The following is a 12,818-nucleotide window of genomic DNA, read 5'->3' on the forward strand; positions in this document are numbered from 1 at the left end:
CGCGCCCCGTCCCACCCCATCCCGGGTGCACACCCGCGCCCCTCGGCCCAGCCTCCGTACACGAAGGACGGTATCCACCATGGCGGACACCGCGACCGCCCCGGCGACCGGCCCCGGCACCCCGGCCCCGGTGGCCGAGGCGACCGGTATCAGCAAACGATTCGGCGCGACCGTCGCACTGCGCGACGCTCGTATCACCGTCGCACCGGGCGAGTCGCACGCCCTGGTCGGACGCAACGGCGCCGGCAAGTCGACACTCGTGTCCCTCCTCACCGGTCTCCAGCAGCCCGACACCGGCACCCTGAGCTTCTCCGGTGAGCCGGCGCCCGCCTTCGGCGACATCGACGCCTGGCGCTCCCGGGTCGCCTGTGTCTATCAGCGCTCCACGATCATCGGGGACCTGACCGTCGCCGAGAACCTCTTCCTCAACCGGCAGAGCGCCGGGGCGGTGCAGCCCATCCGCTGGCGGCAACTGCGCCGGCGTGCCGAGGAGTTGCTCGGCGAGTACGGCGTGGCCGTCGACCCCGGCGCGCGAGCCAAGGACCTCACCGTCGAACAGCGGCAGTTCGTCGAGATCGCCCGCGCCCTGTCCTTCGGCGCGCGCTTCATCATCCTCGACGAGCCGACCGCCAAACTCGACGCCCGTGGCATCGACCGGCTGTTCGACAAGCTCCATGACCTCCAGCGTCAGGGTGTCGCCTTCCTCTTCATCTCCCACCACCTGCAAGAGGTCTACGACCTCTGCACCACGGTCACGGTCTACCGCGACGCCGGCCACATCCTCACCGCGCCCGTCGCCAACCTCGGCCACCATGCCCTGGTGGAGGCCATGACCGGCGAGTCCCACTCCATGGTCACCGCCGTCGACAAGCGATCCGCCTCGCGGTCCGACTCGGCGGAACTCCTGACGATCGACGCCCTGACCCTGCCCGGCGTCTGCGAGGACATCTCCCTCTCGGTCCGCTCCGGCGAGGTCATCGGGCTCGCCGGTGCCACGGCCAGCGGCAACGTCCAGGTGGGTGAGGCCATCGCCGGTCTGCACCGCGCCAAGGACGGACGGATCACCGTCGGCGACCGGACCGTGCGCACCGGCAGCGTGCCGTCCGCGCTCGCCGCCGGAGTCGGTCTGGTCCCCGAGGACCGCCACCTCCAGGGTCTGGTGAACAACCGCAGCGTGGCGGAGAACGCGACGCTGACCGTCACCGCCCAGCTCGGCCCGTTCGGCACGGTGCTGCCCGCCCGTACCAAGGCGTTCGCCGGGCGCATGATCCGGGACCTCGACATCAAGACCCCGGGACCCGCCACCCCGGTCTCCGCCCTCTCCGGCGGCAACCAGCAGAAGGTCGTGGTCGCCCGCGCGCTGGCCACCGACCCGCACGTCCTGGTCGCCATCCGCCCCACCAACGGCGTGGACGTCAAGTCCAAGGAGTTCCTCCTCGGCCGTATCCGGCAGGTCGCGGAGGACGGCAAGGCCGCGCTGATCGTCTCCGACGAACTGGACGACCTCAAGGTCTGCGACCGGGTCGTCGTCATGTTCCACGGTCGTGTGGTCGCCGAGTTCGACCACGGGTGGAAGGACGAGGACCTCGTCGCCGCCATCGAGGGGGTCTCCGGCGACGCGACCCCCGCCACCACGTTCCCCGTATCCGCCTCATCCGGCGCAGACGAGCACGGAAGGTAGTCATGTCCGCCACCACAGATCTCACCGAGCCCGCAGTGAGCACGGCTGAGCCGACCGCCGCGGACACCAAGCGCCGCAAGGTCGACCTCGGACGCTTCCGTGAACTGTCCCTGGTCCCGGCGATCCTCGTCCTGGGCCTGATCGGGTTCATCGTCTCGCCAGCCTTCCTCACCGCCGACAACCTCATCGGTGTGGCCCAGCAGTCCACAGAGCTGAGCTTGCTGGTGCTCGCCACCACCTTCATCCTGATCTCGGGGCGGATGGACCTCTCCCTCGAGTCCACCATCGGCGTGGCCCCCGTCATCGCCGTGTGGCTCGTCCTACCGACCAGCGGCGGCCGGTTCAACGGGCTCGGCCTCTTTCCCGAGTGGACGGCGGTCCCGCTCTGCCTGCTGGTCGGCGCGGTGATCGGCGCCGTCAACGGCTTCCTCATCCTCAAGCTGCGCCTCAACGGCTTCATCGTCACCCTCGGCGCCCTGACCATGCTCCGCGGTCTGCAGGTCGCCCTCTCCGAGGGTCAGTCCATCGTCGAGCTGCCGTCCTCCTTCACCTACCTGGGCAAGGCGTCCTGGCTGGGCGTGCCCGCCGCCATCTGGGTGTGCGCGCTGCTCTTCGCCATCGGCGGCAGCGCCCTGGCCTGGCTCCGGCACGGCCGGGCGCTGTACGCGATCGGCGGCAACTCGGAGGCGGCCCGCACCGCGGGTATCCGCGTCGACCGCATCGTATGGATCGTCCTGATCCTCGGCAGCGTCCTCGCCGCGTTCGCCGGCATCCTCTACAGCGGTCACTACGGTTCCATCTCCGCCACCCAGGGCAGCGGCTGGATCTTCCAGGTCTTCGCCGCGACCGTCATCGGCGGGGTCAGCCTCAACGGCGGCAAGGGCTCCGTGTTCGGCGCGCTCACCGGTGTGCTGACCCTACAACTGGTCGTGAACGTCATGACCTTGGCGGGCGTACCCCCGCTGTGGAACCAGTTCCTCAACGGCGCCATCATCATCGTCGCCCTGATCATCTCCCGCTTCGCCTCCGGCGAGAAGCAGGAATAGCCACGTGCCGGTGGGCGGCTCCGCCCATCCCGGGCCCCACCCGGGCGGAGCCGCCCACCGGCACATCCCCCACTCAGAGAGGCACCCCGTGGCACTCACGGACGAGGCGATCGACAAGATCAAGGCGATGATCGTCGCCGGTGAACTCGCGCCCGGCTCCCGACTGCCCAAGGAAGAGGTCCTCGCAGGACAGCTCGGCCTGTCCCGGAACTCCCTGCGGGAAGCGGTCCGGGCGCTGACGGCCATGCGGATCCTGATCACCCGGCAGGGCGACGGCACCTACGTCTCCAGCCTCGAACCCCATCTCCTGCTGGAAAGCCTCTCCTTCGCCGCCGACGTGTCCCAGGGCCACACCGCTCTGCAACTGCTCCAGGTACGGCGTCTGCTCGAACCGCAGGCGACAGGGCTGGCCGCCACACTGCTGAAGCCGAAGGACCTCCAGGAACTGCGCAACATCCTCGACCGGTCCCGGACCGTCACCACCGTCGAGGAGTTCGTCGCCCACGACATCGCCTTCCACCTCAGGATCGTCGAAGCCGTCGGCAACCCGGTGCTGTCGATGCTGCTGCAAGTGCTCTCCACCCGTACCCAGCGCGTCCGCATCGTCCGCGGCAGCCAGGCCGATCACGCCCTGAAGAACGCCCACGAGGACCACGAGCAGATCCTCAGCGCGCTGGAAGCGCGTGACGCCCTCCTCGCCGTCTCCGCGTCGACCATCCACATCACGGCCGTGGAGCAGTGGCTCGCCAGCAGCCTCACCGACAACCCGATACCGGCGATCGTCGACTGACCTCCCGCTCCCCGCCGCCACCCGGTCTCCCCCTCCCACGCACCGGCCGGGTGGCGGCGGGCCACATCCGTCCACCGGCGCCGGCACGGACGTCGCGCCCGTCCCATCGACACCGATTCGCCTTCGCGGGCGTCGGCGACAGACCCAGGCCCCGGCTGGGGAGGCAGTGTCCTCCAGCCGGGGCCTGGATACGTACGCGGCGGTCAGCCGGCCCGCACGGGCTCCTTGGGCGCCTCCTCGGGGGCCTCGCGGAGACGGGTGCCCTCCACGTCGAGGTCGGGCAGGACACGGTCGAGCCAGGCGGGCAGCCACCAGGCGTGTCGTCCGGCCAGGGCGAGGACCGCCGGTACGAGGGTCATGCGGACGGCGAAGGCGTCTATGGCCACACCGACGGCCAGCGCGAAGGCGATGGGCTTGATCAGGGCGTCGTCGAGGGGAAAGAACCCGGCGAAGACGGTGAACATGATCAGGGCCGCCGCGGTGACGACCCGCACGCTGTGCCGCGCGCCATCGACCACGGACCGGCGGGCCTCGCCGGTGTGGACCCATTCCTCCCGCATTCCGGAGACCAGGAACACCTCGTAGTCCATCGCGAGTCCGAAGAGCACCCCGATCAGGATGATCGGCAGGAAGCTCACGACGGGACCGGTGTGGGCCAGGCCGAAGAGGTCGGCCAGCCAGCCCCACTGGAACAGGGCGACGACCGTGCCGAGCGAGGCGGCCACCGAGAGCAGGAATCCGGCGGCGGCCTTGAACGGGATGACCAGCGAGCGGAACACCATGGTCAGCAGGATCAGGCTCAGGCCGACGACGATCGCCACGAACGGCAGCAGGGAGTCGCTGAGCCGGTTGGAGACATCGATGTTGACGGCGGTGGTTCCGGTGACCGCGACGGTGGCTCCGGTGGTCTCGTGGATGCCCGGGGCGGCGGTGCGGATGTCATGGACGAGGCGGTCGGTGCGGGCGCTGTCCGGACCGGTCTCGGGGATGATCTGGATGACGGACTGCGCGGGGTCGCGCGTGGGCTGGGGCGGCAGCACCGCCTTGACGCCCTTGAGGTCCTTCAGCTTCTCCGCGGCCTGCGCACCCGCCCGCGCACCGGACCCGTCGTCGGTCTCGGTCAGCACCAGGAGCGGGCCGTTGAAGCCGGGCCCGAACTTGTCGCCGACCACGTCGTACGCCTTGCGCTCGGTGGAGCTGACCGGCGCCGAACCGTTGTCCGGCAGGGCGAGGCGCAGATCCGCCACGGGGAGGGCGAGCGCGGTGAGGATGCCCACGACGGCCAGGACCGTCAACAAGGGCTTGGCGACAGCGGCCTTGACCCAGCGGGCGCCCAGGGTGGCCCTTCCGGTGGACCCGTCGGGGTCGGTGGCGCGCTGAGCCGCCTTGCCGCCGGGCTTGGGCGTCAGCCGGGCACCGGCGAAGCCGGCGATGGCCGGGAGCAGGGTGACCGCGGCGAGGACGGCGATGAGGACGGCGCCGGCGGCACCGAGGCCCATCGTGGTCAGGAACGGGATGCCGATGACACTGAGTGCGGCCAGGGCGATGATCACGGTGCTGCCGGCGAAGACCACCGCGCTGCCGGCGGTGCCGTTGGCCAGTGCCATGGACTCCTGCGGGTCCGTGCCACGGGCGAGTTGCTGGCGGTGGCGGGAGAGGATGAACAGGACGTAGTCGATGCCGACGGCCAGCCCCAGCATCAGTGCGAGGGTGACCGCCGTCGAGGAGATGCTGACCGCCGGGGCGAGGGCGAGCAGCCCGGCCAGTCCCACCGCCACTCCGAGCAGGGCGGGCAGCAACGCCATGCCGGCGGCGAGCAGTGAGCCGAAGGTGACGACGAGGACGAGCAGGGCGATGGCGACGCCGATGATCTCGGACGGGCCGATGTGGACGCCGTTGCTGCCGAAGGCACTGCCGCCCACAAAGGTCTTGAGCCCGTGCTGCTCGGCCGCCTCGGCCGTCCGCTCGATCGCGTCCAGTGACGAGGCGTCCACCTCGGCCCGCTGGACCGAGTACTGCACCTGCACGATCGCCGTGGTCCGGTCGGCCGAGACGGCACCGGTGGCGCGCGGACCCATGACGGCACTGACCTGGGGTGCCTTCGCGGCCGCCGCCTCGACTCCGGCGATGGCCGCCTTGTAGGGGGCTTCGGTGACGCGGTGGCCCTCGGGTGCGGTGAAGACGATCGCGGCGCCCACTCCGGAGGCCTCGGGCAATGTCCTGCCGAGCGTGTCCAGCGCCCGCTGCGACTCGGTGCCCGGCACGGTGAAGCGGTCGTCGAGCTTGCCGCCGAAAACGCCGACGCACGTGATGAGCGCGGCCAGGACGACGAGCCAGATGCCTAGCACCAGCTTGCGGTGACGGTAGGCACTGTGGCCCAGCCGATGGAGCAGGACAGCCATGGCTGACTCCCAAGGTCGGTGAGGGGGTTCGAGCACCAGACTTTATCAGTCGCTCAAGTCGACTGAACATGTCGACTGCATGACTCAGCTCACATTGCCGCTTTGCACCCCTCCCACCTGCGGCTTCTTAAAATCAATCGACACAATCAGACGACTTGACCCAGCGACAGTGTCACTCGACAAGGTTGTCTGTATGGTGAGGGGCATCCGGTACCACCCAGGACAGGGAGCGATCATGGGCAGCACGCAGCACACGGACGTCGTGGTCATCGGCGCGGGACTGGCCGGCCTCACCGCGGCACGGCAGCTCGTCGCGGAGGGCAAGTCCATAGCCGTCCTGGAGGCCCGCGACCGAGTCGGCGGCCGACTGCTCAACCACGATCTCGGCGACGGCCAAGTCACGGAGATCGGCGGGCAGTTCGCCGGCCCCACCCAGGACCACATCCTGGCGCTGGCCGAGGAGGTCGGTGTCGCCACCTACCGGGCAGCCGTCCCTGGCGAGACCGTCTACGTCCACGACGGCAAGGCCAAGCGCTACTCCGGCCACACCCCGCCGGACCTGTTCGCCCTGCCGGACATGGGCATCGCCCTGGCCCGCATCGCCAAGGAGGCGGCCAAGGTGGACCCGGCGGCCCCGTGGCGGTCCCCGCACGCCCGCGAACTCGACTCCATGACCTACGAGACGTGGCTGCGCAAGGCCGAAATCACCGGCGACGCCGTCGACATGTTCAGCCTGTTCCTCAACTCCGCCTACGGCGGCGAGGCACGCGACGCCTCCGCCCTGTTCAGCCTCTGGTACGTCGCCACCTTCGGCGACGAGACCCACCCCGGCACCATGGAACGCGGCACCGGCACCACCGGCGGCGCCCAGGACAGCCGCTTCGTCGGCGGCTCGCAGCTCGTCGCCCAGCGGCTGGCCGAGGAACTCGACGGGCGCGTCCACCTGTCCGCCCCGGTCCGGCGCATCAGCCAGGATTCCACGGGCGTCACTGTGGTCTCCGACGCCGGAGACTGGCGGGCCGGCCAGGTCATCGTCGCCGTCCCGCCGGTGCTCGCCGCGCGGATCGTGTGGGACCCGCTGCTGCCGCCGCAGCAGGACCAGCTCTTCCAGCGGCTGCCGTTCGGCACCCTCATGAAGTGCGTCTCCGTCTACGACAAGCCGTTCTGGCGCGAGGACGGTCTGTCCGGCATGGGTCTGCTGCGCGGCGGCTCCCCCATCCGCGAGATGTTCGACAACACCCCGCCCGACGGTGGACCGGGCGTCCTCATGGGCTTCCTCGGCGGCCGGGAATGGCGCAAGTGGGCCCACCGCCCGGCCACCGAGCGCCGTGGAGCGGTGCTGCGCTCCTTCGCCCAGGTCGTCGGGGACCGGGCCTTCGACACCGTGGACTACGTCGAGCAGGACTGGACAGCCGAGCAGTGGACCCAGGGCGGCCCGACGTCGGTCGCCGCCCCCGGCGTGCTCAGCGACTTCGGGCCGTGGATGGGGCTCCCGTTCGGCCGTGTGCACTGGGCGGGCGCCGAGTTCTCCCCGTACTGGAACGGCTTCATGGACGGCGCCGTCCGCTCCGGCAAGCACGCCGCCACCGAAGTCCTGGGCCGGGACTGAGCACGAGCGGCACCGACAAGAGACACCATCGAGAAAGGAACACCGCAATGAACACGTACGTCGTCACCGAGCAGGCCGTCATCAACGCACCCCTGGGACGCGTCTGGGACGTCATCTCCCGCACCGACCGATACGCCGAGTGGGTCGCCGGAGCGATCGAGGTCACCGACCACCACGGCGTCGCCACGGTCGGCCGGACCTACGCCGAACGCAACCGCACACTCGGCCCCCTGAAGACCGACTCGGTCTGGACGGTCAGAGAGATCGAGCCCTGCAAGCGCCGCGTCGACACGGGCACCGGATTCGCCCCGCTCCGCAACGTGACCAGCGTCTTCGAGTTCCGGCCGTTGCAGAGCGGGGACGGCCGGGAGACGACGGAGATGATCTACCAGGTCGAGTACACCATCGGGCTGGGACCGCTGGGGGACTTGCTCAACCGCGTCCAGGAGCCGTCGATGCGGTCGGCGATGCGCACCTCCATGACCAACCTCGACAGGTTGCTCCGCTCGGAGAGCTCGACGACCGCCCGGTGAGCGGCGACGCTGTTCGGCAAGGCCTGCGGCCTTGCCGAACAGCATGGAGCAGCTCGTCCTCCCTGACCCAACAACGGACCGGCAGGTCATGCCAGAAGATCCGTACGGATCTTCTGGCATGACCTGCCGGTCCTCGACACGCGGTCGGCGCGCGCAGCTGGTCCACGAGGACGCCACCCGTACGGCGGCGAAGGGGACGGATGCCCCGGCTTGACGCTCAGCACACGGAGGCCGCCACGCTCCGGCGCGAGGTCGAACACCGCACGGCACCGGCTGAGCCCAGGTCGGCCGGTGCCGTGCGGCCTGGACCTCGCGCACGCCTGCGCCCGTGCAGCAGCACAACATCGTGGTCACGCGGGCGGCACGACGTCCAGCGTGCACCCTGGGCTGCGGCCGAGGTGCGGCGCGGGCGGCTCGAACCGACCAGTTATCCGAACAGCCGCCGCTGGATCGCACGACGGTAGTCCTCGAGTGTCTTGTCCAGGTGGACGGCGGTCGCCTGGGCCGCGGCTTCGGGCCGGCCGTCCCGTATGGCCTCGTAGATGGCCGCATGTTCCTCGACCGCAGCCTCGGCATGGTCGCTCAGCACGTCATGCATACCGATCGCGCTGGACTGTCGCTGCAACCGGCGTGCATCACGCACGGCCTCGACGAGGAAACTGTTGTGCGAGGCCGCCGCTATCCCGGTGTGGAAGTCGTCGTCCGCTTGGTCGAACACCTCCACCTCCCCCTGGACGAAGCCGTGCCGGCACGTCTCCACGGCGACTTCGATGGCCCGCAGTTCGGCAGGCGTGGCCCGGGTCGCCGCCAGACTGCTGGCCGCCATCTCCTGGACCCTGCGGAACTCGAACAGCGAGAAGATGTGATCGAGATCGGTGGGCCGGAAGAAGCCTCCCCAACGACTCGCCGTCAACATGCCCTCGTCGTCCGCGACGAAGAGGCCTCGGCCTTTGTGCGCCCGGACTCGTCCGAGCGCGGAAAGGATCTTCACGGCTTCGCGGACCACGGCTCTGCTGGTGCCCAGCCGGCCGGCCAATTCGGTCTCGGTAGGCAGTCTGTCACCAGGGGTCAGGCGCGACTCTGCGATGAACTCGACGATCTGTTCCGCGACGCGTTCGTAACCCGGGCGGTACTTGCCGTTCCCCTCTGCCCCAAGCATCGCCCCCCCTGTCTCACTCATCCCCGGCCTCCGTTGCCGATGCACCTGAAGCACACCTGATCCGCTTCGCAATCACTCGTCATGTTACAGGCCCTCGCTCCATCAATGAGTCGTACTCATTTAGGAAAGCATCCCGGAAACCCAACCGTCCACCCTTGTCGAGAGAGTCAAAAAACCGGAGATTATGCCACAGAACCTCCCATAAGCATGTGTCGATGCGGAAAATTGTGCCTGCACATCCCCTTGACCAGTTCCCTGATAGGGCGCCTAATTTCTTCCGCAAGCCGAAATCTGTCGGCATAAGCCCTCCCCGCCGCTCTGCTCAGGGCGCCCACAACGCAGTGGAGTACTCATGGTCACAAGGAAGCCGTTCACCGATCGCGGGCGACCGTTCCCGAGGAGCAGGAGGCGGTCGGCGCTGCTGGCCGGTTGTATGACAACCGGGGTCCTGGTCGCCGTGACGGCCTGCGGCGGCAGCGGAACCGGCACGACCACGAAAGACGGTTTCGCCCAGGCACCGCAGAAGGACGGCGCGTTCACGGTGTGGGTGGACTCGACCCGCCTGGCCGCCGCGAAGCTGTACCAGAAGCAGCACCCGAAGGTGCAGATGAAGATCGTCACGTACGACGGCAACGCCAACGGGTCGAACTACCTGCAGACGAAGGTGCAGCTCTTCAACCGCACCGGCAAGGGCTGGCCGGACGTCGTCTTCAGCTCGCAGAACAACGAGGTGACCTGGGCGGTCGACGCCAAGTTCGTCGCCCCGCTCAACAAGGGCCTGGTCCCCCAGAGCACCCTCAGCGGGTTCGCCAGGGGAGCCAACGACGTCTGCACCGTGGACGGCACGCTCTACTGCCTGCGCAACGACCTCTCCCAGGCCGTCCTCTGGTACAACGCGCCACTGATGAAGAAGTGGGGCTACCAGGTGCCGACGACCTGGGAGGAGTACCAGAAACTCGGCGAGAAGGTCGCCGCCGAACACCCCGGCTACCTCGTGGGCGACGCCGGTGACTCCTACACGCCCGAGGTCTACCTGTGGGCGAGCAAGTGCGGCGCCAACGACATCACGGGCCCCAAGGCGGTCTCGGTGAACACCACGAGCGCCAACTGCACCAAGATGGCCCAGCTCATGGACGTACTGATCAAGAAGAAGTCGATGTCGATCAGCGGTGTGTTCAGTACCGACTTCGGCAAGAACAAGGCCGACAAGGTGCTGATGATGCCCGGCCCCGCCTGGTACGGCGGCGCACTGTTCAAGGGCACCTTCAAGACGCCGGCCAAGCAGATCGCGGCAGCCCCGATGCCGCAGTGGAGCGGTGAGACCTCCCCGTCCACCGGCAACGTGGGCGGCGGCACCTGGCTGCTGTCCCAGCACTCCGAACACGTGAAGGCGGCCACCGACTTCCTGACCTGGGTCACGACGGACAACGCCTACCAGGGGGAGGTGGCTCCCGGCTTCCCCGCCTGCGCGTCGGCGGCCGAGGCCTGGCTGAAGCAGCAGAACGCCTCCGGCTACTACGCGGGGGACCTCAACGTCCTCAAGGACGCCTCGACGCAGGTCTGGCCCAAGTGGGGCTCGGGGCAGTTCAGCCAGGAGGCGATCTGGGCCGCCACGGTCAAGCCCGGTATGACGCAGGGCAAGACCATCGTCTCGCTGCTGCCCGCGTGGCAGGACTCCATCGTCAAGTACGCCCAGTCCAACGGATACAAGGTCTCGCAGTGACCGTCACCCACTCGACGGCCGGCTCCGCCGGGCGGCGCCCTCGCGGTGCCTCCCGGCAGAGCCGGGCCGGAGCGGCCTTCGTCGCCGCCTACGTCGTCCTCCTGATCGCTTTCGGTGTCGTCCCCACCGGCTACGCCATCTGGTTCGCCTTCACCAACGCCCAGGGCGCCTTCACCGGACTGGACAACTTCGTCACCACCGCGCAGGACTTCCGGTTCGTGCCGGCTCTCGGTCACGTCGCCCTGTACCTGCTGTTCTGGCTCGTCTCGCTCGTGGTCCTCGTCGTGGGACTGGCGCTGCTACTGCACCGGATGGCGTCGAAGGGAGCCTCGAAGACACTGAGGTTCCTGTTCTACATTCCCGGAGCGCTCGCCGGCGCCGCGAGCGTCCTGGTGTGGCTGTTCATGCTCGACCCCACGGTGAGCCCGGTCAGTTCCCTCCTCGGGCTCCTGGGCTACGGTACCTTCGGTGAGGTCATCGCTCCGGGCAATCTGCCGGTGCTGTTCACCGGCATCGCGTTCTGGACGGGCGCGGGCGGTTGGATCGTCGTCATCTACGGCGCCCTGAACAACATCCCCCACGATGTGATGGAGGCCGCCCGGATCGACGGAGCCGGCCCCTGGCAGACCGCGTGGCGAGTGCAGATCCCCATGCTGCGCAAGTGGATCGTCTACATGGTGATCCTGGCCTTCGCGGGCGGCGCACAGCTCTTCGTCGAGCCCCAGCTGCTCTCGCTCGCCAGCGTCGGAGTGGCCGGCCGGGACTACTCCCTCAACCAGCTCTCCTACGACTTCGCCTTCCAGATGAACAACATCAACGGAGCCGCGGCCATCTCCGTCGAGCTTCTCCTCATCAGCCTGTCGGCCGCCGCCCTCTTCGTCACACGGTCGGGATTCTTCGATGCCGAGTAGAACTCAGCCGCACCCACCCGCGGCCCACGCGCGCCCCCGCACCGGTCACGGCATCGTGGGCCACGCCGCACCGACGCCGTCCCGGCCACGCCGGATCCCTGTGCGACGCCACGCGTCCCGGCTGCTGGTCGGCATCGTGCTCGCGGCCTTCGTGTTGTTCTTCGTCCTGCCCGTGCTGTGGCTGGTCCTCGCCGCGACGAAGACGGACCACCAACTCGTCCACGGCAACCCGCTCTCCTTCGGTTCCTGGCACGCGCTCAAGGCCAACTGGGACGCGCTGACCGGCTTCCAGGACGCCGCGATCCTGCAGTGGCTGCGCAACTCCGCGCTCTACGCGGGGATCTCCCTGGTGATCACCCTGTGTGTCGCGGTACCGGCCGGCTACGCGCTGGCGACGACCGAGTTCAGGGGGCGGCACACGCTCCTCGTCGCGACGCTGATCGTGATGCTGATGCCGAACGCGACGCTGGTGGTGCCGCTGTTCCTGGAGATCAACGCAGTCCAGCTCATCGGCACGATGTGGTCGGTCATCCTGCCCTACGCCTTCTACCCGTTCGGCGTGTATCTGACCTACATCTACTTCACCACCGCCGTACCCAAGGACCTGCTGGCGGCCGCCCGCATCGACGGGTGCAGCGAGTTCGGGGTCTTCCGCCACATCGCGCTGCCCCTGGCCGCACCGGTCGTCGCGCTCGTCGGGTTCTTCAGCTTCGTCGCCAACTGGACCAACTACTTCCTGCCGTACGTGATGCTCCCCGAGAGCGACCAGATGCCGGTGCAGGTCGGTATCGGCAGCCTGCTGAGCAATGTGCCCTCCTTCAATCCGACGGTCGGCTCGCTCGCCATCGAACGGCCGCAGCTCGCTCTGGCCACACTGCTGGCCATCACCCCCGTGCTGATCGTCTTCCTCTTCTCCCAGCGCTTCCTGGTCGCGGGAATGCTCGCCGGCGCCACCAAGGACTGA

10 protein-coding genes are annotated in these 12,818 nt (G+C 68.8%); 8 read left to right on the forward strand and 2 right to left on the reverse strand.

The features are described from left to right. The first annotated feature begins 79 nt into the window (after positions 1-79). The 3 genes from QF037_RS00610 (at position 80) to QF037_RS00620 (ending at position 3,517) form a co-directional block, all read left to right on the forward strand. A complete protein-coding gene (locus QF037_RS00610; RefSeq protein WP_307020729.1) occupies positions 80-1,681 on the forward strand; it encodes a sugar ABC transporter ATP-binding protein in 1,602 nt (533 codons plus the stop codon). A gap of 2 nt (positions 1,682-1,683) precedes the next feature. After that, positions 1,684-2,727 (forward strand): ABC transporter permease, encoded by a 1,044-nt coding sequence (locus tag QF037_RS00615; protein WP_307020731.1) that lies wholly within the window; start codon positions 1,684-1,686, stop codon positions 2,725-2,727. Positions 2,728-2,815: 88 nt separating this feature from the next. Further along, positions 2,816-3,517, forward strand: a complete 702-nt coding sequence (locus QF037_RS00620) for a FadR/GntR family transcriptional regulator (protein WP_307020733.1) — start codon at positions 2,816-2,818, stop codon at positions 3,515-3,517. Between the two features lie 203 nt (positions 3,518-3,720). Here QF037_RS00620 and QF037_RS00625 read toward each other — a convergent pair whose 3' ends face one another. Further along, on the reverse strand, positions 3,721-5,919 hold the full coding sequence (locus tag QF037_RS00625; protein ID WP_307020734.1) for an MMPL family transporter: 2,199 nt from the start codon (positions 5,917-5,919) through the stop codon (positions 3,721-3,723). Positions 5,920-6,154: 235 nt separating this feature from the next. Here QF037_RS00625 and QF037_RS00630 point away from each other — a divergent pair, with 235 nt between their 5' ends. Both QF037_RS00630 and QF037_RS00635 read left to right on the forward strand, forming a co-directional pair. Beyond that, positions 6,155-7,528: a flavin monoamine oxidase family protein gene (locus QF037_RS00630; protein ID WP_307020736.1), complete on the forward strand. Its 1,374-nt coding sequence runs from the start codon at positions 6,155-6,157 to the stop codon at positions 7,526-7,528. Positions 7,529-7,575: 47 nt separating this feature from the next. Then, a complete protein-coding gene (locus tag QF037_RS00635; RefSeq protein WP_307020738.1) occupies positions 7,576-8,061 on the forward strand; it encodes an SRPBCC family protein in 486 nt (161 codons plus the stop codon). 427 nt (positions 8,062-8,488) lie between these two features. On the opposite strand, the gene QF037_RS00640 is transcribed toward QF037_RS00635, so the two are convergent. Continuing rightward, the gene (locus QF037_RS00640; RefSeq protein WP_307036915.1) at positions 8,489-9,241 is read right to left on the reverse strand and encodes a FadR/GntR family transcriptional regulator; all 753 of its coding nucleotides are present in this window, start codon (positions 9,239-9,241) and stop codon (positions 8,489-8,491) included. A 412-nt stretch (positions 9,242-9,653) separates the two neighbouring features. Here QF037_RS00640 and QF037_RS00645 point away from each other — a divergent pair, with 412 nt between their 5' ends. Genes QF037_RS00645 through QF037_RS00655 form a run of 3 tightly spaced genes read left to right on the forward strand, consistent with a single transcriptional unit; the run spans position 9,654 to position 12,818 of the window. Next, a complete protein-coding gene (locus QF037_RS00645) occupies positions 9,654-10,943 on the forward strand; it encodes an ABC transporter substrate-binding protein (RefSeq protein WP_307020740.1) in 1,290 nt (429 codons plus the stop codon). After that, entirely contained in the window at positions 10,940-11,854 is a 915-nt protein-coding gene (locus QF037_RS00650; RefSeq protein WP_307020742.1) for a carbohydrate ABC transporter permease, read from the forward strand. Before QF037_RS00645 ends, QF037_RS00650 begins: the two co-directional genes overlap by 4 nt. After that, positions 11,844-12,818, forward strand: a complete 975-nt coding sequence (locus QF037_RS00655) for a carbohydrate ABC transporter permease (protein ID WP_307020744.1) — start codon at positions 11,844-11,846, stop codon at positions 12,816-12,818. Before QF037_RS00650 ends, QF037_RS00655 begins: the two co-directional genes overlap by 11 nt.

The organism is Streptomyces canus (genome assembly GCF_030815415.1).
GTDB lineage: Bacteria > Actinomycetota > Actinomycetes > Streptomycetales > Streptomycetaceae > Streptomyces > Streptomyces canus_F.

Excerpts from the sequence above, each read along its gene's own strand:
- QF037_RS00625 (WP_307020734.1), bottom strand. The coding sequence starts at position 5,919 with ATGGCTGTCCTGCTCCATCGGCTGGGCCACAGTGCCTACCGTCACCGC.
- QF037_RS00640 (WP_307036915.1), bottom strand. The coding sequence starts at position 9,241 with ATGAGTGAGACAGGGGGGGCGATGCTTGGGGCAGAGGGGAACGGCAAG.
- QF037_RS00630 (WP_307020736.1), top strand. The coding sequence starts at position 6,155 with ATGGGCAGCACGCAGCACACGGACGTCGTGGTCATCGGCGCGGGACTG.
- QF037_RS00615 (WP_307020731.1), top strand. The coding sequence starts at position 1,684 with ATGTCCGCCACCACAGATCTCACCGAGCCCGCAGTGAGCACGGCTGAG.
- QF037_RS00610 (WP_307020729.1), top strand. The coding sequence starts at position 80 with ATGGCGGACACCGCGACCGCCCCGGCGACCGGCCCCGGCACCCCGGCC.
- QF037_RS00635 (WP_307020738.1), top strand. The coding sequence starts at position 7,576 with ATGAACACGTACGTCGTCACCGAGCAGGCCGTCATCAACGCACCCCTG.
- QF037_RS00645 (WP_307020740.1), top strand. The coding sequence starts at position 9,654 with ATGACAACCGGGGTCCTGGTCGCCGTGACGGCCTGCGGCGGCAGCGGA.
- QF037_RS00655 (WP_307020744.1), top strand. The coding sequence starts at position 11,844 with ATGCCGAGTAGAACTCAGCCGCACCCACCCGCGGCCCACGCGCGCCCC.